The sequence below is a fragment of the Demequina subtropica genome (assembly GCF_000971235.1).
Lineage (GTDB): Bacteria > Actinomycetota > Actinomycetes > Actinomycetales > Demequinaceae > Demequina > Demequina subtropica.
Window position 1 is genome coordinate 152,324 of record NZ_BBMB01000001.1, and the last position, 20,388, is coordinate 172,711.

19 protein-coding genes are annotated in these 20,388 nt (G+C 72.1%); 10 read left to right on the plus strand and 9 right to left on the minus strand.

Features of this window, described 5'->3' with window-relative positions; translation table 11 throughout:
* Positions 1-9: 9 nt before the first annotated feature.
* From AOM06_RS00770 to AOM06_RS00795, 6 genes are read left to right on the plus strand one after another with little or no spacing between them, the layout of a single operon-like run.
* Positions 10-735 carry an ABC transporter ATP-binding protein gene (locus AOM06_RS00770; RefSeq protein ID WP_062301291.1) on the plus strand — a complete coding sequence of 242 codons (726 nt, stop codon included), beginning with the start codon at positions 10-12 and terminating at the stop codon, positions 733-735.
* On the plus strand, positions 732-1,964 hold the full coding sequence (locus tag AOM06_RS00775; protein WP_062301293.1) for an ABC transporter permease: 1,233 nt from the start codon (positions 732-734) through the stop codon (positions 1,962-1,964). The genes AOM06_RS00770 and AOM06_RS00775 overlap by 4 nt, the downstream gene beginning before the upstream one ends.
* 38 nt (positions 1,965-2,002) lie before the next feature.
* Positions 2,003-2,974 carry a hypothetical protein gene (locus AOM06_RS00780; protein WP_156163520.1) on the plus strand — a complete coding sequence of 324 codons (972 nt, stop codon included), beginning with the start codon at positions 2,003-2,005 and terminating at the stop codon, positions 2,972-2,974.
* The gene (locus AOM06_RS00785; protein WP_062301297.1) at positions 2,974-4,911 is read left to right on the plus strand and encodes an efflux RND transporter periplasmic adaptor subunit; all 1,938 of its coding nucleotides are present in this window, start codon (positions 2,974-2,976) and stop codon (positions 4,909-4,911) included. Before AOM06_RS00780 ends, AOM06_RS00785 begins: the two co-directional genes overlap by 1 nt.
* A gap of 47 nt (positions 4,912-4,958) precedes the next feature.
* The gene (dapB, locus tag AOM06_RS00790) at positions 4,959-5,702 is read left to right on the plus strand and encodes a 4-hydroxy-tetrahydrodipicolinate reductase (protein ID WP_062301299.1); all 744 of its coding nucleotides are present in this window, start codon (positions 4,959-4,961) and stop codon (positions 5,700-5,702) included.
* Positions 5,699-6,157: a hypothetical protein gene (locus tag AOM06_RS00795; protein WP_062301301.1), complete on the plus strand. Its 459-nt coding sequence runs from the start codon at positions 5,699-5,701 to the stop codon at positions 6,155-6,157. The genes dapB and AOM06_RS00795 overlap by 4 nt, the downstream gene beginning before the upstream one ends.
* A 114-nt stretch (positions 6,158-6,271) precedes the next feature.
* On the opposite strand, the gene AOM06_RS00800 is transcribed toward AOM06_RS00795, so the two are convergent.
* The 9 genes from AOM06_RS00800 to AOM06_RS00840 all read right to left on the minus strand — a co-directional run bounded on the left by AOM06_RS00800 (position 6,272) and on the right by AOM06_RS00840 (position 15,193).
* Positions 6,272-6,754, minus strand: a complete 483-nt coding sequence (locus AOM06_RS00800; RefSeq protein WP_062301303.1) for a GNAT family N-acetyltransferase — start codon at positions 6,752-6,754, stop codon at positions 6,272-6,274.
* A gap of 19 nt (positions 6,755-6,773) precedes the next feature.
* Positions 6,774-7,097: an AzlD domain-containing protein gene (locus AOM06_RS00805; protein WP_439644708.1), complete on the minus strand. Its 324-nt coding sequence runs from the start codon at positions 7,095-7,097 to the stop codon at positions 6,774-6,776.
* Complete coding sequence (locus AOM06_RS00810; protein ID WP_062301534.1) at positions 7,094-7,786, minus strand: AzlC family ABC transporter permease; 693 nt, start codon at positions 7,784-7,786, stop codon at positions 7,094-7,096. Before AOM06_RS00810 ends, AOM06_RS00805 begins: the two co-directional genes overlap by 4 nt.
* Positions 7,783-9,537 (minus strand): GNAT family N-acetyltransferase, encoded by a 1,755-nt coding sequence (locus AOM06_RS00815; protein ID WP_169747701.1) that lies wholly within the window; start codon positions 9,535-9,537, stop codon positions 7,783-7,785. The genes AOM06_RS00810 and AOM06_RS00815 overlap by 4 nt, the downstream gene beginning before the upstream one ends.
* A 54-nt stretch (positions 9,538-9,591) precedes the next feature.
* Entirely contained in the window at positions 9,592-10,113 is a 522-nt protein-coding gene (locus AOM06_RS00820; RefSeq protein WP_062301307.1) for a dihydrofolate reductase, read from the minus strand.
* Positions 10,113-10,916: a thymidylate synthase gene (locus AOM06_RS00825; protein WP_062301308.1), complete on the minus strand. Its 804-nt coding sequence runs from the start codon at positions 10,914-10,916 to the stop codon at positions 10,113-10,115. The genes AOM06_RS00820 and AOM06_RS00825 overlap by 1 nt, the downstream gene beginning before the upstream one ends.
* A 61-nt stretch (positions 10,917-10,977) precedes the next feature.
* Positions 10,978-11,655, minus strand: a complete 678-nt coding sequence (locus AOM06_RS00830) for a GAP family protein (protein WP_062301310.1) — start codon at positions 11,653-11,655, stop codon at positions 10,978-10,980.
* Between the two features lies 1 nt (position 11,656).
* Positions 11,657-13,288 carry a SulP family inorganic anion transporter gene (locus tag AOM06_RS00835; RefSeq protein ID WP_267127757.1) on the minus strand — a complete coding sequence of 544 codons (1,632 nt, stop codon included), beginning with the start codon at positions 13,286-13,288 and terminating at the stop codon, positions 11,657-11,659.
* A gap of 108 nt (positions 13,289-13,396) precedes the next feature.
* Positions 13,397-15,193: an alkyl/aryl-sulfatase gene (locus AOM06_RS00840; protein ID WP_062301314.1), complete on the minus strand. Its 1,797-nt coding sequence runs from the start codon at positions 15,191-15,193 to the stop codon at positions 13,397-13,399.
* Between the two features lie 236 nt (positions 15,194-15,429).
* Between AOM06_RS00840 and AOM06_RS00845 the strand changes: the two genes are divergently transcribed.
* The 4 genes from AOM06_RS00845 (at position 15,430) to AOM06_RS00860 (ending at position 20,355) form a co-directional block, all read left to right on the plus strand.
* Complete coding sequence (locus AOM06_RS00845) at positions 15,430-17,301, plus strand: alkyl/aryl-sulfatase (protein WP_062301316.1); 1,872 nt, start codon at positions 15,430-15,432, stop codon at positions 17,299-17,301.
* Between the two features lie 83 nt (positions 17,302-17,384).
* Positions 17,385-17,717 (plus strand): cupin domain-containing protein, encoded by a 333-nt coding sequence (locus AOM06_RS00850; RefSeq protein ID WP_062301319.1) that lies wholly within the window; start codon positions 17,385-17,387, stop codon positions 17,715-17,717.
* A 51-nt stretch (positions 17,718-17,768) separates the two neighbouring features.
* Complete coding sequence (dapA, locus tag AOM06_RS00855; RefSeq protein WP_062301321.1) at positions 17,769-18,662, plus strand: 4-hydroxy-tetrahydrodipicolinate synthase; 894 nt, start codon at positions 17,769-17,771, stop codon at positions 18,660-18,662.
* Between the two features lie 10 nt (positions 18,663-18,672).
* Positions 18,673-20,355, plus strand: a complete 1,683-nt coding sequence (locus AOM06_RS00860; protein ID WP_062301324.1) for a ribonuclease J — start codon at positions 18,673-18,675, stop codon at positions 20,353-20,355.
* The last annotated feature ends 33 nt before the right edge of the window (positions 20,356-20,388 follow it).

Here is a 20,388-nt window from a genome sequence, read left to right on the forward strand (position 1 = left end):
AGGACGCACATGACCGCCACCGCCATCACGCCCTTCGAGACCGTCGCACCGGTCATCGAGCTCTCGGGCGCCCGCAAGACGTACCACACGGGGGACATCGAGTTCGAGGCCCTCCGCGGCATCGACTGCCGCATCTATCCCGGCGAGTACGTCGCCATCGTCGGCCCGTCGGGGTCCGGCAAGTCGACCCTGATGAACATCCTGGGATGCCTCGACGTCCTCACGAGCGGCAGCTATGTGCTCGCGGGCGAGGACGTCTCGCACATGGACGAGGTCGCGCTCGCCTCGGCCCGCAACCGCCGCATCGGGTTCGTATTCCAGCAGTTCCACCTGCTCTCGAGCCTCACGGCGCTGGGCAACGTCGAGCTCCCGCTCATCTACGCGGGCGTCGCGCCGGCCGAGCGTCGCAAGCGCGCGATGGTCGCGCTCGAGCGCGTGGGCCTGGGTGACAAGAGCCGCAACCATCCCGGCCAGCTCTCCGGAGGCCAGCAGCAGCGTGTCGCGATCGCGCGCGCGCTGGTGACCGAGCCGGCCATCGTGCTCGCGGACGAGCCCACGGGAAACCTCGACTCGCACTCGACGCGCGACGTGCTCGGGATGCTCGACGACCTCCACGCGGAGGGCAGCACCATCGTGCTCATCACGCACGAGTCCGACGTGGCGGCGCGTGCCGGCACGGTCTACAACGTCACCGACGGTCAGTTCGTCGGCATGGGAACGGAGATCGCCAAATGAGGCCCGCAGACCTGCTCGCCAGCTCCTGGCGGGCGATCCGCTCGCACAAGATGCGCTCGGCGCTCACGATGCTCGGCATCGTGGTCGGCATCGCGTCGGTCGTGCTCACCGTGGGTCTGGGCCTCGGGACGCAGAAGGACGTGAGCGAGCAGATCGCGGCGCTCGGCTCGGACCTGCTGATCGTGTCGCCCGGCTCGTCCACGGACGAGAGCGGCATGCGGGGCGGCTTCGGCTCCGGCACGACCCTGACCCGGGCCGACGCGGATGCGCTGGCCTCGACGGTCGCCGTGCCCGACGCGCTGGCCGTCGCCGCGGAGAAGACCGCGAGCGTCTCGCTCGAGTACGGCGAGAGCAACTGGACCACCACCGTGACCGGGACGTCGACCAGCTGGCCCGAGGTCCGCTCGCGCGAGCTCCTCTACGGCACGTTCTTCACGGACGAGGATGTGGCGTCGGGTGCGAGCGTGATCGTGCTGGGCGCGGAGACAGCGGAGGAGCTGTTCGGCACCGCCGCCGTGGTGGGCCAGGACGTCACGATCGACGACGACACCTACGAGGTGGTCGGCGTGCTGAGCGAGGCCGGGTCCTCCGGCGACACCTCGCTCGACGACATGGCGGTGGTGCCCATGACCACGCTGGTCGAGCAGCTCGACGACTCGGGCTCGAGCGAGTCCGTGGCGACGATCTACATCAAGGCGGCCGCCTCGAACCTGCTGAGCGCGGCCTCGCAGGAGGCGGAGTCGCTCCTGCTCAACCTCCACGGCATCGCCTCGGCGGATGGCGCGGACTTCACCATCGACGTCCAGGACTCGCTGCTGGACGCTGCGACGTCGGTCTATCAGAAGCTCACCGTGCTGCTCACCGGCATCGCCGCGCTGGCGCTGCTCGTGGGAGGCATCGGCGTCATGAACATCATGCTCGTGTCGGTCACCGAGCGGACCCGCGAGATCGGCCTGCGCAAGGCGCTCGGCGCGGCCCCTGCGAACATCCGCAACCAGTTCCTCATCGAGGCGATGATCCTCGGGCTCAGCGGCGGCGCGATCGGCGTCGCGATCGGCGTCGGGCTGGCGCTCGCGCTGCCCACGGTGCTCGGCTCGACCATCGTGATCTCGGGCCTGGCCCTGGTGGTCTCGGTGGTGGTCGCGGTGGGGATCGGCGCGGTGTTCGGCGTGTACCCGGCGGCGAGGGCGGCGAAGCTCGCGCCCATCGACGCGCTGCGTGACCAGTAGACGTGACCAGATCAGAACAGGAACCAAGGACCATGACCATGAACCGCAAGAACACGAACCGGACGACCTTCCTGGCGGCCGCGTGCGGCGTGGCGCTGCTCGCGGGCTGCTCCGCCGACGCGACGGAGACCGAGCCCTCGACCGCACCGTCGGGTGGGTCCGACACCGTGCTCGGTGAGGCTCCCGGCGCCGATCAGGGCGAGCGCGAGGGGATGGGCGGCGGCCGCGGCGGCCTCACCGGCGAGATCGCGTACGTCTCCGACGGCGTCGCGCAGGTGCAGGACGGCGACTCCCAGACCGCCGTCAGCTTCGACTCGTCGACCGAGATCAGCCTCGAGGTGACCCTCGCGTACGGCGACCTCGCGATCGGCGACTGCGTGGTGGTGACGCTCTCCGACGACGAGACGGCGTCCGAGGTGACCGTGTCGGATCCCGAGGACGACGGCACCTGCGCCACCGACACCGGCTTCGGCGGCGGGATGCCCGACGGCGAGATGCCAGACGGCGACTTCCCTGCGGACGCCGACATGCCGACCGACATGCCGAACGCGATGCCTGAAGGCATGGAGGCGCCCGAAGGCATGGAGGCGCCCGAGGGCATGGAGGCGCCCGAGGGCATGGAGGCGCCGGAGGGGATGGAGCAGCCGGGAGACGGCGACGGGGGCTTCGCCTTCGCGTCGCGCGTCGCGGGAACGCTCACCGCCGTCGAGGACGGCACGCTCACCGTCGAGACGTCGGACGGCGCGAGCGAGCTGACGGCGGCAGGCGACATCACGGTGACCGCGATGCAGAGCGCGAAGTCCAGCGCGATCGAGGTCGGCCTCTGCATGACCGCGATCGGCGAGGCGGACGACTCGGGCGGCTACGCGGCGACGACGATCTCGCTGTTCACCGCGGGCGACGACGGCTGCGAGACGTCGATGTTCGCCGGTCGCGGCATGGGCGGCATGCCCGGCGGCGACGGCGACCAGGCAGGCACGGGCGAGCCCGCGCTCGAGAGCGAGGGATGATGGCGAGGCGACGCGTTCGCGGCTGGCACCTGGCCGCCGCCCCGATCGCGGTCGGAGGCGTGGTCGCGGGGGTGCTCCTCACGGGAGCGTCGTCGGCGACGGCCCAGTACCGCGTGGCGTCGGCGGGCACGGGCGACGTGACGCAGACGCTCACCGCGACGGGCTCGCTCGCCTCCGCGAGCGAGCAGGACCTCGCGTTCCAGCTCGACGGCACGGTCGAGTCCGTCGAGGTCGCGGTCGGCGACGTGGTCGAGGCGGGCGACGTGCTCGCGACGCTCGACACGAGCGACCTCGACGATGCCGTGACCGAGGCGAAGGAGGCGCTCGCGGATGCCAAGGAGGCGCTCGCGGACGACCTCGAGGCGCAGGCCGAGGGCTCGTCGAGCGACTCGGACACCACCGCGAGCTCCGCGTCGTACTCTGCGGACGGCTCGACGTCGGGGTCCGTGTCCACCGTCGTCGTGACCTCTGCGGTGTACGTGCCGGCCGATGTGGGCATCGTCACCGTCGCGGACACCTCGACCGACGCCGTCGAGGCGGCGCGTGCGGCGCTCATCGCGGCGCAGGATACGCTGCTCGACCAGTACGACCTCGCGACGGCGCTCCTGGCCGAGGCGCAGGCCGCATCGACCACGGCGCAGGAGGTGTGCGCCGCCTTCGCGAGCGCCACCGCCGACGACGCGACCGACGACTCGACCGGGGACACGACGGACGACGCGACGGACGACGCGACGGACGACGCGACGGACGATGCCCAGGACTCGGCCGATGCGACGGCGGAGGCGCTCGCGGCCTGCCAGGAGGCGACCTCGGCCGCGCTCGCGGCGTCGCAGGCCTCGATCGAGGCGCAGGCCACGCTCATGGAGCTCGCCGCAGCGGTCGACGATGCGGTCGCGACGCTGCAGGAGGCCATCGCGGCGTCAGCCGGTGGGACCACGTCCGACGGCGAGGGCGCCCAGGGCGGCGCGGGTGACGGCTCAGAACCCGAGGCCGGCGACCAGGCAGGTGCCGGGCAGGGCGACCTGAGCGCGGGCGAGTCGCAGTCCACCATCCCGGGTGGCTCGGCGACGGGCGACGCGGGGACCGCGGGCGGCTCGGACAGCGCCGCGGCGCAGTCCTCGGGCGGCATGAGCGGCTCGAGCTCGACGAGCGTGCCGAGCGCCGCCGACATCCTGGCGGACAAGGCCGACATCACGGCGGCGAAGGCGGACCTCGCCGTGGCCAGGTCCCAGCTCGAGCACGCGACCCTCACCGCGCCCGTCGCGGGTGAGATCGTCGCGATCGGCTTCGACGCCGACGACTCGGTGACGGGTGGCGACACGTCCACGGCGGTCACCCTGATCGCGGACAACACCTATCTGGTGTCGCTGTCCGTGAGCCTGACCGAGGCCCAGCTGCTCGAGGTGGGTCAGGATGCCGAGCTCACGCTCACGAGCACGGGAGAGGTGGTCGCGGGCACGGTGTCGAGCGTGTCGCACGTGAACTCCGGCAACGACTACTCGCAGTCCTACGCCGTCACGATCGGGGTCCCCGACCCTGGCTTCGACATCCGCATCGGCGCGGCCACGCGCATGCAGATCACCGTCGCCAGCGCGACGGGAGTGCTCGTGGTGCCCACCTCGGCCATCTCCGACGCGGCCGGCGACGCGACCGTGCAGGTGGTCGGCGAGGACGGCGCCGCGACTCCCGTCGCGATCGAGACGGGGGCGATCGGCGCGGTCTACACCGAGGTGCTCTCCGGTCTCGAACCGGGCGACCAGGTGGTCCTCGCGGACCTCACGGCCTCCGTGACCTCGGACGAGGAGTCCTCCGACAGCTCGGGCGGCCTGCTGTCCGGGCTCGACGGCGAGTCCGACTCGAGCGATCAGCAGCAGATGGGGCAGTTCCCCGGCGGCGGCATGCCTCAGGGCGGCTTCCAGGGTGGGCCGCAGGGCTAGCCCGCACCGTGGAACCCGCGCCCGGAGGCGCCCGGTACGCTCGACGCATGATCTCCGTCGCCGTGCTGGGCGCCTCCGGGCGCATGGGTTCCCACGTGGTCGAGGCGGTGAACGGTGCAGCGGATCTCGCGCTCGTCGCCGCGCTCGATCACGCTGACGACATCGCCGAGGCGGGCCGTGCGGGTGCCCAGGTGGCGGTCGACTTCACGGTGCCGAGCGCGACCGAGGCCAACGTCCACGCGCTCATCGACGCCGGGGTCCACGCGGTGGTCGGTACCACCGGCTGGACGGAGGAGGCGCTGCTCCGGGTCGACGAGCACCTCAAGGAGCGGCCCGAGCTCGGGGTCCTCATCGCCCCGAACTTCGCGCTCGGCGCGGTGCTCTCGATGCGCTTCGCGGCCGCGGCGGCCCGCTACTTCGAGTCCGTCGAGATCGTCGAGCTCCACCACCCGGACAAGGTGGATGCGCCGTCCGGGACCGCGCTGCACACCGCCGCCGGCATCGCGGCCGCGAGGGCTGCCGCGGGGATCGGGCCGTCGCCCGACGCCACCACGCACGATCCCGACGGCGCACGCGGCGCCGTGGTCGACGGCGTCCACATCCACGCCGTCCGCCTGCGCGGCCTCGTCGCGCACGAGGAGATCCTGCTTGGCAACCCCGGTGAGCAGCTCACCATCCGTACCGACAGCTTCGACCGCGTGAGCTTCATGCCCGGCGTGCTGCTCGGGATCCGCGAGGTGGCGGGCCGTCCTGGCCTCACCGTGGGGCTCGACGGATACCTGTCGCTGTGAGCGTGATGCGCCGGCCGGCCTTCATGGCGGCCATCGCGACCACGGTGCTCGCCGCGCTGCTGCTCGGCTTCGTGGTGAACATCGCGGTCGCGCTGCTGCAGTCCACCGGCATGGTCGGCAAGCTGCTGGGCGTCCTGGTGCTCATCATCCCCGCGATCGCCGTCTGGTTCCTCGTCAACGAGTGGCGGCTCGGCATCACGGTGCAGCGGATGGCGGCGCGGCTCGAGGAGGAGGACCGGCTGCCTCGGCACGACGGCGAGCGCTCGCCCGCGGGCCGGCTCACCGAGCAGGCCGCGCTCGACGTGTACGAGATCGCGCGCCAGGGCGTCGAGCTCGCCCCCGACGACTGGGTCGCGTGGTTCCACCTGGCCTTCGCGTACGACGAGGTCAAGGAGAAGGCGGAGGCGCGCAAGGCGCTGCGTCACGCCGCGGCGCTGTTCCGCGCCCCCCGCTGACAGCGGCAACGGAGCTCGATCCGACACGCCGCGTGCCGACGCCCGACGGGACAGGTTCCGCGGGGTGTCGCCGTGAGATCCGTTGGCGCTGTCGCGATGCGGCGTGCTGAGGCTCTACAGGCCCGCGCGGTACATGACCTCCACGAGGTCGCCCTCGGGTCCTTCGAGCGTGCGGCGCAGGCCGCCCTCCGCCAAGCCGGCCGAGGTGAGGAAGGCGATGCGCGCATCGTCCCCGTCGAGCGTCCACGCGCGCACCTCCTCGCGTCCCTGGATGCGCAGCGTGTCGATGCACGCCGAGAGCAGGCGCGAGGCGTGGCCCGCGCGACGATGCTCGGGAGCCACCTCGAGCGCGATGATCTCGCTCGGCTGGAGCGCCGCGAAGCCCACCACGCGCGGACCGTCGCATGCGACGAACACCTTGTGCTCGCGCGACGGCGGCGCCACGATCGCGGCCGCCCACCGTGCGGCGACCTCCTCCGCGGGGAGCGCATCGACCGCGTCGCCCAGCCAGCTGCGCCACGCGGCCAGTTGGATGGCGGCGATCGCCTCCTCGTCACCGGGGACGGCGGGGCGGGCGGAGACGTCGGCGTGGATCATGCGGACCAGCGTAGGCGGCTCAGCCCCACCCGAGAGCACGCAGCCCGGCCGCGACACCCGCGGCGACGGCCACCACCACGATGAACGGCGCGCGCCGCCACAGGAGCACGGCGGCGACGGCCACCGCCGCGAGGCGCGCGTCGACCACGAGCGTCCGTCCGGTCGCGAAGGTCTGGACGCCGACGAGCGCCGACAGCAGCGCGACGGTGACGAACGCCGCGATGCGGTGGACGCGGGGGTTCTCGAGCCAGGCCTCCGGGACCGAGTGACCCGCGAGCTTGGTCGCCCAGGACAGGACCCCTGCCGCGACGATCGCGACCCACATCCATGCGTACGCGCTCACTCGGGCACCTCCTCGGGCCGGGGGTGGCCCCACCCGGCGACGATCGCGACCGCGGCGGCCGCGAGCACCGGAAGGCCCGCGGGGACCAGCGGCGTGAGCGCGAGGGCCAGGACGCACGATGCGGCGGCGACGGCCTGCGCGCGACGATGCGCGAGGCGCGGCCACACCAGCGCGAGGAACGCGGCCGCGGCAGCGGCGTCGAGCCCCCAGTCCGCGGGATCGCCGATGCGCGACCCGAGCAGCGCGCCGAGCAGGGTGATCGCGTTCCATGCGACGAAGACACCGACGCCCGTCCACCAGAACCCCGCGCGCCGCGCGGCGCGATCCTCGGCCGGCTGGGCGAGCGCCACGGCGGTCGACTCGTCGATCGTCACCTGCGCGGCGGCGGAGCGGCGCCACCCGCGCATGGGCCTCAGGACGGGGGCCAGCCCCACGCCGTAGAACCCGTTGCGCAGGCCCAGGAAGGTCGACGTCGCGACAGCAGAGAACGGGCTGCCGCCCGCGCCGATCACGCCGATGAACGCGAACTGCGACCCGCCGGAGAACACCAGGAGCGACAGGGCGCACGTCTGCCACACGTCGAGCCCGGCCGCGACGGACAGCGCGCCGAAGCTCAGCCCGTACGCGCCCGTCGCGAGGGAGACCGACAGGGCCTGCTGACGGGCAGCGTCGAGGCGGGGGCGCGTCACGGCGTCCCGGGCGCCTCGAGCGCCCACGCGGCCAGCGTCTCCCCACCGCGGGTGCGCTGCCCGAGCGGGGAGAAGCCGCATCGTTCCGCCACCGCGTTCGAGCGATCGTTCTCCGGGTCGCACCAGATCTCGACCCGGGCGGCGCCGGAGGCGAACGCGGCGCGCGCCAGCGCCCCCACCGCCTCCGTGACGAGGCCCTCGCCCTCGCGCGCGGCGGTGATCCAGTAGCCGACCTCGAGCGCATCGGGGCCCACCCGCGTGTGCAGGCCGGCGCCGCCGATGAACGCGCCCGTCGCCTTGTCGAGCATCGCGAAGCGGAACTGCTCGCCCGCCTCGGACGCGCGGGCGTACTCCGTGACCTGCGCCTCGCGTCCGGCGAGCGTGAGGGGCTCGTCGGTGGCCCACGGGATGAACGGCAGCAGGTGATCGATGTTCTCGAGGATCGCCGCGTGCATCGCCGGCACATCGCCGTGCTCGTAGCGGCGCAGCACCAGCCGCTCCGTCTCGATGCGAGCCGGGACGTCCCAGACCCGCCACGCGACGGCCGCGCCGGTCGCGTCCGCGAGGCGGGGGAACGCCGTCGTGATCAGAGGCTCGATGCCGAGCGTGCCGAGGTCCGCGACCCACACCCGATGCTCCGAGCCATCGACGGTGTCGGAGCTGAGGCCGGCATCGGTGAAGCCGAGGCGCCGAGGGATCGCGGCCGAGCGCTCGTTGTCGGGGCGGTGGTAGATCTCGACCACTCCGGCGCCCGCGTGCAGCAGCCCGACACGGGTCAGCGCGGCGACGGCCTCGGTCACGAGCCCGCGACCCTCATGCTCGGCGGAGATCCAGTAGCCGATCTCGAGCCCGCGCCCGTCCTCGAGCGGATGGAGCCCGGCGCTGCCCAGGTACTGCCCGGTCGTGCGGTCGAACAGCCCCATGAGGAAGTCCACGCCCGCCTCGTGGCGAGCGATGTTCTCAGCGATCTTCCGGGAGCGCGCCTCGGGGCTCTTCGGCTCGTCCTCGGCCCACGCGAGGTAGCGGACCAGGTGCTCGCGGTTCGCGGCGATCACGCTCGACACGGCGGGGGCGTCCTCGGGGAGGAAGCGGCGGATCGTCAGCCGCTCGGTCTCGATGCGGGCGGGAACGTCCCACACGGGCCAGGCGATCACGTCGCCACCCGCGTCGCGGAGCGTCGGCAGGGGCGTCGAGGCGGCCGGCTCGCGGGTGAGCGTCCCAAGATCGGCGACCCACACCTCCATCGGTTCCTCGCCCTCCCGAGCCGCGATCCCTTCGAGCGCGAAGCCGCATCGCCGCGCGACCGCGCTCGAGCGGACGTTGGCGGGCGAGACCCGGATCTCGACGCGCGTGGCACCGGCGTGCAGGAGCCCCACCGCCGCGAGCGCGATGGTCGCCTCGCTCGCGTACCCGCGACCCATGGCCGATGCACCGAGCCAGTAGCCGATCTCGCGCACGCTCGGATCGTCGGTGGCGTGGAAGCCGCCGGAGCCGAGGAACGCGCCCGTGTCCTTGTCGAAGATGCCCAGGTAGGCGTGGCCGCCCTCGGCCGCCCACGCCGCGCACTGCTCGAGCCACGCGAGGTGCTCCTCGACGGGCTTGGGCTCGTCGGCGGCCCACGGCATCCAGGGGCGCAGATGATCCGCGTCCTCGACCAGGCGCGCGTGGTACGCGTCGACGTCCGCCGCGGGGGAGTACGGGCGCAGCACCAGCCGCTCCGTCTCGATGCGGGCGGGGACGGTCCAGGTCATGGCGTTCATCCTGGCATCCCGCCGAGGAGCCAGTCGCCGCGCGAGCGGCCTGGTCTAGTCCTGGCGGTGCCCCTCGGCAGGCACGTATCTCACGAAGCGGTAGGACAGCCCGGAGGAGGAGACGGCGGCCTCGGTCGAGGCGGCGACCGCCCAGTCGTCGGGCACCAGGGGAGGCGCGAACGTGTCGCCGTCGACCACCGCATCGATCTCGGTGATCTCCAGGGCGTCGGCGTGGGCGAGCGCCTCTGCGAACAGGCCGCCGCCGCCGATCACCCAGCGGTCCGTGCCCGGCGCGAGCGCGGCGGCCGTCTCCAGGGCATCGGGCAGGGACGATGCGCGGGTCGCGCCCGCGGGCGCCTCGCCCGAGGTCACCACCACGTTGACGCGCCCCGGCAGCGGACGGAAGCGCGGCGGCAGCGACTCCCACGTGCGACGGCCCATGATGACCGCGTGCCCGCGGGTGAGCTCCTGGAAGTGCGCGAGGTCCTCGGGGAGGTGCCACGGCATCGTGCCGTCGAGCCCGATGACGGGACGGCCGGACGTGTCGCGCGCCTGCGCCCAGATCGCCTTGATCACTAGACCGCCACGGGCGCCTTGATGCCCGGGTGGTGCTGGTAGTCCTCGATGACCACGTCGTCGATGTCGTAGTCGAACAGCGAGTCCTTCTGCGCAAGACGCAGCGTCGGGTAGGGGAACGGCTCGCGCGCGAGCTGGCGCTCCACCTGCTCGACATGGTTCGAGTAGATGTGGCAGTCGCCGCCGGTCCACACGAAGTCGCCCACCTCGAGCCCGGTCTGCGCCGCGATCATGTGGGTGAGCAGCGCGTAGGACGCGATGTTGAAGGGCACGCCCAGGAACAGGTCGGCGCTGCGCTGGTACAGCTGGCAGCTCAGCTTCCCGTCCGCGACGTAGAACTGGAACATCGCGTGGCAGGGCGCCAGGGCCATCGACGGCACGTCCGCGGGGTTCCATGCGGACACCAGCAGGCGGCGCGAGTCGGGGTTGGTGCGGATCTGCTCGACCACCTCCGCGATCTGGTCGATGTGGCGGCCGTCCGGGGCCGGCCACGAGCGCCACTGGTAGCCGTAGACCGGGCCGAGCTCGCCGTCCTCGTCGGCCCACTCGTCCCAGATGGTGATGCCGCGCTCCTGGAGCCAGCGCACGTTGGTGTCGCCGCGCAGGAACCACAGCAGCTCGCCGATCACCGAGCGCGTGTGGACGCGCTTGGTGGTGATGAGGGGGAAGCCCTGCGCGAGGTCGTAGCGGATCTGGCGGCCGAAGACCGAGACCGTGCCGGTGCCGGTGCGGTCGTCCTTGCGGGTGCCGGTGGCCAGCACCTCGCGCAGCAGGTCCTCGTACGGGGTGGGGATCGCGGTCACGGGGTCCAGGTTACGCGGGGCGCAGGCCGATGCGGTGGTGCCCGGGCCGAGGAGCCGCGCCTCAGAGCTGCCCGAGCCCCTTGCCGACCATCGAGACGCCGATGACGAGCAGCAGCACCGCCATGATGAGCGCGTTGTTGTCGGCCAGCCAGGCGCGCAGGGAGTCGAGCGGGCCGCGCATCCGGTCCGCCGCGACCAGGTAGGCGACGACGGGGACGGCCACGGTCGAGGCCGCGAGCAGCGTGAAGACCACGAGCGCGGCCGTCGTGGTCCCCGATGGCATCGTGTCGGTGGCCCCGACACCGATGGTGATGCCGGCGCTCGCGCACAGCAGGAGGTTCTTGGGGTTGACGCCCGACATGAGGAATCCGAAGGCGAGCGCGCGAGGGAGCGTGAAGCGGTCGATCGCCCCCATCCACGCGGGCAGGGACGGCTCCTCGCCGTCGCGCGGGCGGCCGCGCCACGAGCGGATGGCGAGGAGCAGCAGCAGGGCGCCCAGCGTCAGCTGGGCGATGCCCACGGCGGCGACGGGCTCGCCCGTGCCTTCCGCGACCGAGCCCGAGAGCGCGATGAAGACGGTCGTCGCCACGAGGATCCCGAGGACCCAGCCGAGCAGGAACCCGGTCCCCGTGACCCGCGCTCGCGGCGACAGCAGCATGAGGATCGCCGCGATGATCGGGATCGGGCTGATCGCCACCCCCACGGCCAAGGGCAGCACCTCACCGATGACGGCACCCATGTCACTCCTCCCGCGCGCGCAGCTGCGCACGCATCTCCTCCGCGCGGGCGTGGCCGCGGTCGACCGACTCCATCAACGTGCTCGTCGCGGCGACGACGTTCTCCGGACCCAGAGCCTCGAGCGCACCGGTGCGTTCGAGCAGCGCGTGCAGGCGCGGCGGCACCCCGCAGATCACCAGGCCCACGCCTTGTTCGCGCATCTCCGCCGAACGCCGGCCCAGCATCTTGAGGAAGGTCGCCGAGGGCACGCCCAGCGACCCGCGGACCGAGATCACGAGCGCGGCGTCCGTCACGCCGGACGTGTCCGGCCACTCCTCGTCGAGCGGCCCGACCTCGGCGAAGAAGCCATGGCCCGAATAGTGCAGCACCGTGGTGCGGTGCGAGGGGAGGACGGCGGGTGCATCGTGCACCGTCCAGCCGTCGCGTCCGCGGACCACCTCCACGAGCCGGCCGGCCCGGCTGTTCTGCACCGCGGTGAGCATGATCGACAGCGCCGCGCCGATGAAGATCGCCTGCTGCAGCGGCAGCGCCGTCGTGGCGACGAACGTCACCGCCATCGCCGCGAGGGATCCGGTCGAGGTGCGCGCGACCAGCCGGATGTCGGCGACGCGACCTTCGATGATCTCGGCGCCGATGATGAGCATGAGCCCGCCGATGACGGCCATGGGGATCTCGCCGGCGACCGGTCCGACGAGCAGGACGATGAGGCCCAGCGACACACCGGCGAAGATGCCCGCCCAGCGCGTGCGCGCGCCCGCGCTCGTGGCGACGCCCGTGCGCGAGAGGGATCCGCCCGTGGGGAGCGCTCCGAAGAACCCACCCGCGACGTTCGCCGCGCCCTGCGCCACGAAGTCCTTCGACGCATCGGCCCTGGAGCCGTCAGGGTTGGCCACTGCCGCGCCGATCCCCGCGGCCTGCGCGAGCGCGACGAGCGCGACGGCGACGGCCCCGGCGATGAGGGCGGGGAAGGCCGCGAGGTCCGGCAGCGTGAACGGAGGGAGCGACCTCGGCACCGCCGCGATGTCCGCCACCGTCTCGACGTCGCGGGCGAACAGGAAGGCGACGATGCTCGCGACCACGAGCGCGACGAGCGTGGCGAGCGCACGGAGCGCCCGCACCCGCCTCGCGATGAACCACACCGCGAGCGTGCCGAGCGCGACCGCGACGGTGGGGGCGTCCCAGTCGCCCACGTGCGCGACCGCCTCGACGAGCTTGCCCACCGTGTTCGAGGAGGCGGGGGAGTAGCCCGTGGCGTCGTTCACCACCCCCGCCAGGATCTGCACCGCGATGCCCGTGGTGAAGCCCGTCATCACCGCGGTCGACACGAACGCCATGACGGAGCCCATCCGCAGCAGGCCCATCACGAGCATGATGAGCCCGACCAGGACGGTCAGCGTCGCGATCCCCCCGACGTCGCCGGGATCCAGCCCTGCGGCGGCCATGACGCTCTGGGAGGACAGCGCGATCGCGCTCGTCAGCGTGGTCACCATGAGGACGGTGCGCGCGAGCATCGAGCCGACGATGGTGGGCACCACTCCCGACCAGAGTCCCAGGGGCGCGGCGAAGCCGCCGATGCTCGCGTAGGCCATGCCCTCGGGGATCGAGAACAGGCCCGTCACGAAGCCCGAGGACACGTCGCTCCACCTCGGCCGCGGGACGGTACGTCCGAGCCTTCCGCGCCTCTGCTGTGCGCTCGTCATGCCTCCACCTCGTGGTCGCGTCCCCACGGTGCGCGCCGATGATCAAGGAGTGACGATCGGGAACGTGGGGTCGGGCCTCTGGGTGAGCGACAGGAGGGTCTGGAGCGCCGAGGCGTCGCCGTCGAGCTCCACCTCGTCCGTGTCGCCTGCGAGAAGCGCAAGCAGCTGCGGCTTGGTGAGGGTCACCACGAGGTCGGCGGGATCCTCCTTCGTCGTGGGGAAATGGATGAGCGCGCCGTGGGAGAGCTCCATCCGGTAGGACTCGTCGGTGTCGGTGAAGCGCCACCGGATGGACAGTGCGATGTCCCATGCGCGGGGGCCCACGATCGTGATCGCGATGCTGTCGAACAGCTGGGTGATGGTGAGCGCTGCGGCCATCCCGCCGGGGGACCATTCGGTCGGCACCGTCGGTGCCACCAGCTCCTGCGCTCCGGTCAGGTAGTTGTTGCGCCACGTGCCGTTCTCCGCGCCGTACCCGAGCGCGGTGAACACCGCGGCGAGCGCCGCGCGGGCCTCGACGTTGTCAGGCTCCGCGAACACGCAGTGGCTTCCGAGCTCGGCCGCGAAACGCAGGTCTCCAGCGTCGGCGTACCCCCGGACCTTCGCGATCGCGGCGTCGATCCCTCCGGCGAGGTCGACGTACCGCGTCGCGAGCTCGACCGGGGGGTGCTGCCACAGGTGGGCGGGGTTGCCGTCGTACCAGCCCATGTACCGCTGGTAGATCGCCTTGACGTTGTGCGACACGGAGCCGTAGTAGCCGTGCGTGCTCCACTGGGCGTCGAGCGCGGGGGGCATCTCGATGGCCTCCGCGATCTCGGAGCCCACCAAGCCGGCGTTGAGCATCCTCAGCGTCTGGTCGTGCAGATAGCAATACAGGTCGCGCTGGCAGGTGAGGAACGCGAGGATCTGCTCGTTGCCCCACGTGGGCCAATGGTGCGAGGCGAACACCACCTCGGCCTCGTGCCCGAACATCTCGATGAGCTCGGCCAGGTAGCGCGACCAGCCTCGGGCGTCCCGCACCTCGGCCCCGCGCAGGGTGAGGAGGTTGTGCAGCGTGTGCGTCGCGTTCTCGGCGGTGCACAGCGCCTTGCTGTCGGGGAAGTAGAAGTTCAGCTCCGAGGGGGCCTCGGTGCCCGGCGTGAGCTGGAACACGATGCGCACGCCGTCGATCGTGCGCTCCTCGCCGGTCCGGGTGATGGAGTCGGTCGGGGCCAGCAGCCCGATGGTGCCCTTGGAGGTGCCCGAGCCCAGGCCCGCTCCGAGCATCCCTGTGGCGCCCACGCTCAGGTTGGCGCCCGTGTGGTAGATCGTGCGCCGCATCATCGCGACGCCCGCGTAGACGTTCTCGGAGACCGCGTGCTCGAGGAAGCCTTCAGGAGCGATGATCGGGACGTCCTCGTCAGGCCCCACCACGCCGAGGACGCCGCCGAAGTGGTCGACATGGGAGTGGGTGTAGATGACGGCCCGGACCTCACGCTCACCGCGGTGCTCGCGGTACAGGGCCATACCGGCTGAGGCGACCTCGGCCGAGACCGCGGGATCGATGATGATGACGCCGGTGTCGCCTTCCACCACCGTCATGTTCGACAGCTCGATGCCGCGCAGCTGGTAGAGCCCCGGGACCACCTCGAAGAGGCCCTGGATGGCCGTGAGCTGACTCTGGCGCCACAGGCTGGGGTTCGCGGTGTCGGGGCAGTCGCCTGCCGTGCCCGCGGTGTAGACGTCGGCGTCGAACACGACGGCGCCGTCCGCGCCTGTGATCACCCCGGGCTCAAGCCGGGCGATCAGGCCCCGGTGGGCGTCGTCGAAGTCTCTGCGGTCGCTGAGGTCGCCGGTCATGATTCCTCCTGCATGTGCGCGTGTGGGATCGACGATGCCGGGGGACAGGCCTTGCTCGGAAGCGTGGCCGCATACGTTCCGATTGTGCGCGAAAACCCTCGTTCATGCGCGGTGAGCGCATGGGCCGGCCCCCGAACGTCCCTCGCGAGGGACGATGCGCGGCGGGCGTGCTCCGGTTGCGGTCGCCCGCGCGGGGGTCAAGGCTGGAGGCGGGTCCCCCGAAGCCGGAGGCTGCCATGCGCCAGAACGACCCCATCCCCGCGATCGAGGCGGCGCATGCGCGTCACCTCGCGACGCTCCCGTTCGACGACGAGCGGGACTTCGAGGACGCCGACCGCGGCTTCCTCGGCACGCTGGCGGACCCGGTGATCCGCGACGTCGACGGCAAGGTCGTGTGGGACGCGTCGACGTACGACTTCATCGAGGGCGAGGCGCCCACGTCGGTGCACCCGAGCCTGTGGCGGCAGTCGACGCTGGTGGCACGTCACGGCCTGTTCGAGGTGGTCGAGGGCATCTACCAGGTGCGAGGCCTCGACCTCTCGGTGATGTCGCTGATCGAGGGCGACACCGGCGTGATCGTGGTGGACCCGCTCATCTCCAAGGAGACCGCGGCCGCCGCGCTCGCGCTGTACCGCGAGCATCGGGGCGACCGCCCGGTGACCGGCATGGTCTACACGCACGCGCACCTCGACCACTTCGGCGGCGCGCTGGGCATCGTCTCGGCCGAGGAGGCGGCGGACCGGGCGCTCCCCGTCATCGTCCCGGAAGGTCTGGTCGGTCATGCCGTCGCGGAGAACGTGTACGCCGGCACCGCGATGGCGCGGCGGGCGGGCTACATGTACGGCGCCGCGCTCGCGCGGGGCCCGAAGGGTCAGGTGGGTGCCGGGCTCGGCCAGACCACCTCGACCGGCCACCCCGGCATCGTCGTCCCCACGCACGAGGTCACGGCGACGGGGGAGAAGGTCACGGTCGACGGCGTCGAGCTCGAGTTCCAGATGGCTCCCGGGACCGAGGCGCCCGCGGAGTTCCACTTCCTGCTGCCACGCTATGCGGCGCTGTGCATGGCCGAGAACGTCACGCACAACCTCCACAACCTGCTCACCCTGCGCGGCGCGCTGGTGCGCGATCCCAACATCTGGGCGCACTACCTCACTGAGGCGATCGAGCTGTTCGGCGACCGCGCGGACGTCATGTTCGCCTCGCATCACTGGCCCACGTGGGGTCGCGAGCGGCTGGTCGAGTACATCGGCATCCAGCGCGACCTCTACAAGTACCTGCACGATCAGACGCTGCGCATGCTCAACAAGGGCCTCACGGGCGCGGAGATCGCGGAGGAGATGACCCTGCCGCCGGCGCTCGAGAGGGTCTGGGGCACGCACGGCTACTACGGATCGGTCTCGCACAACGTCAAGGCGATCTACCAGCGCTACCTGGGATGGTTCGACGGCAATCCCGCGCGCCTCTGGCCGCATCCGCCGCGGGCGCTCGCGGAGCGCTACGTCGCCGCGATGGGGGGCGTCGCCAGCGTCGTCGGCCTCGCCCGCACCGCGTACGACGAGGGCGACCTGCGGTGGGCGGCGACGCTCCTCGATCACGCGGTGTTCGCGGCTCCGGACGATGCGGCGGCGCGCGAGCTGTACGCCGACACGCTCGAGCAGCTCGCGTACGGATCCGAGAACGGCACGTGGCGCAGCTTCTTCCTGTCGGGCGCCACGGAGCTGCGGGAGGGCACGTTCGGCACCCCGGTGGCGACCGCGGCCCCGGATCTGGTCGTGCAGTTGAGCCCCGAGCAGATCTTCGATGCCATCGCGATCACGGTGGACGGCCCGCGGGCGTGGGACCTCGACCTCGCGATCGACGTGGTGCTCACCGACCTCGACCGGACGTTCCATCTCACGTTGCGCCACGGCGTGCTGGTCGCGTCCGAGGGCGCCGTCGCGGCAGGTGCCGGGGTGACGCTCGCCCTCACGAAGCCGCGGCTGCTCGCGGTGCTCGCGGGAGACCTCGCATCCCCGGGGATCGAGACGACCGGCGACCCTGGCGTGCTCCAGCAGCTGCTGGGCGTGCTCGACCCGGGCGACCCGGGCTTCGAGATCGTCCTGCCGTAGCGCGGCATCGTTCCTCCGGCCGCGGTGCTGTCGCGGTCGGAGGGACGATGCGCTTGACTGGCCGGGGAGGGAAGGAGCCGCGCATGGACGTGGAGAACCTCGCCGCGGTCGCGGAGGACCAGCTCGAGCTCGCGCGGGTGGAGTCGAGCGGGCGCCACGCGGTCACCCTGATGGGGGACCGGGGCAGCGACCTCAGGCAGACGGTGATCGCGCTCGCGGCCGGCCAGCGGCTCCAGGACCATGAGAGCCCGGGGGAGGCGACCCTCCAGGTCATCAGCGGCGAGGTCGAGCTCGGCACCGCGTCCGGCGGCGCGACGCTCAGCCCCGGCGACTACCTGGTGCTCCCACCCGAGCGGCACGGCCTGCGTGCGCTCGCGGACTCCGCGGTGCTGCTCACGGTCGCGACGCGTGCCTGAGCCTGCCGACGCGACCACGGGTCACCCGCCGCGCGCGGTAGGTTGAGTGCCATGACTTCCTCCACGCGCCCGTTCGGAACGGTGCTGACCGCGATGGTCACCCCGATGCACGAGGGAGGCGCGCTGGACCTCAAGGGCGCCCAGGAGCTCGCGAAGTTCCTGGTCGCGCACGGTTCCGACGGGCTCGTCCTGTCGGGCACCACGGGCGAGGCCCCGACCACGCACGCGCCCGAGAAGGTGGACCTGCTCGTCGCCGTGCGCGAGGCCGTGGGGCCCGACGTCACGATCCTCACGGGCGCCGGCTCCAACGACACCGCGCACGCGGTGCGCATGGCCGAGCAGGGCGAGGAGGCCGGCGCCGACGGCATCCTCGCGCTCACGCCGTACTACTCGAAGCCCACGCAGGCCGGCGTGGTCGCGCACTTCCGCGCGATCCTCGGCGCGACGGGCCTGCCCGCGATGCTCTACGACATCCCGGGCCGCACCGCGCTCGCGATCAGCGACGAGAGCTACGACGAGCTCGCGGCGCACCCGCGCGTGGTCGCCGTCAAGGACGCCACGGGCGGCGTCGAGGCGGCCAAGGAGCGGATCGCGCGGACCGGGCTCGCGTGGTACTCGGGCGACGACCCGCTCACCCTCGACTTCCTCCGGGCGGGCGCCGTCGGCGTCGTGTCCGTCTCGTCCCACGTGGTGGGGCGGGAGATCGCGGCGATGATCGCCGCGCATGAGGCGGGCGACACCGCGGAGGCCGAGCGCCTCCACGAGTCCCTGCTCCCGGTGCACGAGGCCGTCTTCTCCGGCCCCGGCGCCATCAACGCGAAGTCCGCGGTGCACTGGCTGGGCGTGGTCCCGAGCCGTGCGATGCGCCTTCCCCTGCTTCCCAACCCGCCGGCCGAGCACGACGCGCTGATCTCGCGCCTCGAGGCCGCCGGCATCCACCCCTGACGGAGACCGCATGACCTTCAATCCCGACCTGCTCCCGCCCCCCGCGCTCGAACCCGGCACCCTCCGGCTCGTCCCGCTCGGCGGCCTGGGCGAGGTGGGCCGCAACATGCACGTGCTCGAGCTCGACGGGCGCCTGCTCATCATCGACTGCGGCGTGCTCTTCCCCGAGGACCACCAGCCCGGCGTCGACCTGATCCTTCCCGACTTCAGCTACATCGAGGACCGGCTGGACGACGTCGAGGCGATCGTGCTCACGCACGGCCACGAGGACCACATCGGCGCCGTCCCGTACCTGCTGCGCATGCGCCGCGACATCCCGATCCTGGGCTCGCAGCTCACGCTCGCCTTCGTCGAGGCGAAGCTCCGCGAGCACCGCATCAGCCCCGTGACGCTCGCGGTCAAGGAGGGGCAGCGCGAGAAGATCGGCATCTTCGACCTCGAGTTCCTCGCGGTGAACCACTCGATCCCGGACGCGCTCGCGGTCTTCGTGCGCACCTCCGCGGGCACGGTGCTCAACACCGGCGACTTCAAGATGGACCAGCTGCCGCTCGACGGCCGCATCACCGACCTGCGCGGCTTCGCGCGCCTGGGCGAGGAGGGCGTCGACGTCTTCCAGGTGGACTCCACCAACGCCGAGGTCCCGGGCTTCACCACGGCGGAGGTCGAGATCGGCCCCGTCCTGGACCGCCTGTTCATGCAGGCGACCGGGCGCATCGTGGTGGCGTCCTTCGCGAGCCATGTGCACCGCGTCCAGCAGGTCATCGACGCCGCCGAGTCGCACGGCCGCAGGGTGGCGTTCGTGGGCCGGTCGATGGTGCGCAACATGGGCATCGCGGCGGACATGGGCTACCTGCGCGTGCCCGACGGCATCCTCATCGACCCCAAGAAGGCCGACGACATGCCCGGCGAGCAGGTGGTCTACATGTCCACCGGATCGCAGGGCGAGCCGATGGCCGCGCTGAGCCGCATGGCCAGCGGCGACCACAAGGTGACCGTGGGGGAGGGGGATCTGGTGATCCTCGCCTCGTCCCTGATCCCGGGCAACGAGAACGCGGTCTTCCGCGTCATCAACGGGCTCATGCGCCTGGGTGCCACGGTGGTCCACCAGGGCAGCGCGCGCGTCCACGTCTCCGGCCACGCGAGCGCGGGCGAGCTGCTGTACTGCTACAACATCCTGCGCCCCAAGAACGTGATGCCGATCCACGGCGAGGTCCGTCACCTGCTGGCCAACGGGCACCTCGCCATGAAGACCGGCATCCCGCACGAGAACGTGATGTTCGCGGAGAACGGCACCGTGGTGGACCTCAAGGACGGCGTGGCCCGCGTGGTCGGCGCGGTCGAGGTGCACAACGTCTACGTCGACGGATCGTCGATCGGCGAGATCACCGACGCCGAGCTCAAGGACCGCCGCATCCTCTCGGAGGAGGGCTTCGTGTCCGTGTTCGCGGTGGTCGACTCGAGCAACGGCCGCGTGGTCTCGGGCCCGGAGGTGCACGCGCGCGGCCTCGCGGAGGGCGACGCGGTCTTCGACGCGATACTCCCCGAGATCAAGAAGGCGATCGAGGACGCCGCACGCGGCGGCTCGACCGACACCCACCAGCTCCAGCAGGTCGCGCGACGCGTCCTGGGGCGGTTCGTGGGCACCAAGCTGCGCCGACGCCCCATGATCGTCCCGATCGTCATCGAGGCCTGAACCGCGTCCCGCATCGTCCCTTCCGGGGACGAT

What these genes read in the sequence shown, in the direction of transcription:
- AOM06_RS00770 (WP_062301291.1), top strand. Translation starts at nt 10, where the DNA reads ATGACCGCCACCGCCATCACGCCCTTCGAGACCGTCGCACCGGTCATC.
- AOM06_RS00775 (WP_062301293.1), top strand. Translation starts at nt 732, where the DNA reads ATGAGGCCCGCAGACCTGCTCGCCAGCTCCTGGCGGGCGATCCGCTCG.
- AOM06_RS00780 (WP_156163520.1), top strand. Translation starts at nt 2,003, where the DNA reads ATGAACCGCAAGAACACGAACCGGACGACCTTCCTGGCGGCCGCGTGC.
- AOM06_RS00785 (WP_062301297.1), top strand. Translation starts at nt 2,974, where the DNA reads ATGGCGAGGCGACGCGTTCGCGGCTGGCACCTGGCCGCCGCCCCGATC.
- dapB (WP_062301299.1), top strand. Translation starts at nt 4,959, where the DNA reads ATGATCTCCGTCGCCGTGCTGGGCGCCTCCGGGCGCATGGGTTCCCAC.
- AOM06_RS00800 (WP_062301303.1), bottom strand. Translation starts at nt 6,754, where the DNA reads ATGATCCACGCCGACGTCTCCGCCCGCCCCGCCGTCCCCGGTGACGAG.
- AOM06_RS00815 (WP_169747701.1), bottom strand. Translation starts at nt 9,537, where the DNA reads ATGACCTGGACCGTCCCCGCCCGCATCGAGACGGAGCGGCTGGTGCTG.
- AOM06_RS00830 (WP_062301310.1), bottom strand. Translation starts at nt 11,655, where the DNA reads ATGGGTGCCGTCATCGGTGAGGTGCTGCCCTTGGCCGTGGGGGTGGCG.
- AOM06_RS00840 (WP_062301314.1), bottom strand. Translation starts at nt 15,193, where the DNA reads ATGACCGGCGACCTCAGCGACCGCAGAGACTTCGACGACGCCCACCGG.
- AOM06_RS00845 (WP_062301316.1), top strand. Translation starts at nt 15,430, where the DNA reads ATGCGCCAGAACGACCCCATCCCCGCGATCGAGGCGGCGCATGCGCGT.
- AOM06_RS00850 (WP_062301319.1), top strand. Translation starts at nt 17,385, where the DNA reads ATGGACGTGGAGAACCTCGCCGCGGTCGCGGAGGACCAGCTCGAGCTC.
- dapA (WP_062301321.1), top strand. Translation starts at nt 17,769, where the DNA reads ATGACTTCCTCCACGCGCCCGTTCGGAACGGTGCTGACCGCGATGGTC.
- AOM06_RS00860 (WP_062301324.1), top strand. Translation starts at nt 18,673, where the DNA reads ATGACCTTCAATCCCGACCTGCTCCCGCCCCCCGCGCTCGAACCCGGC.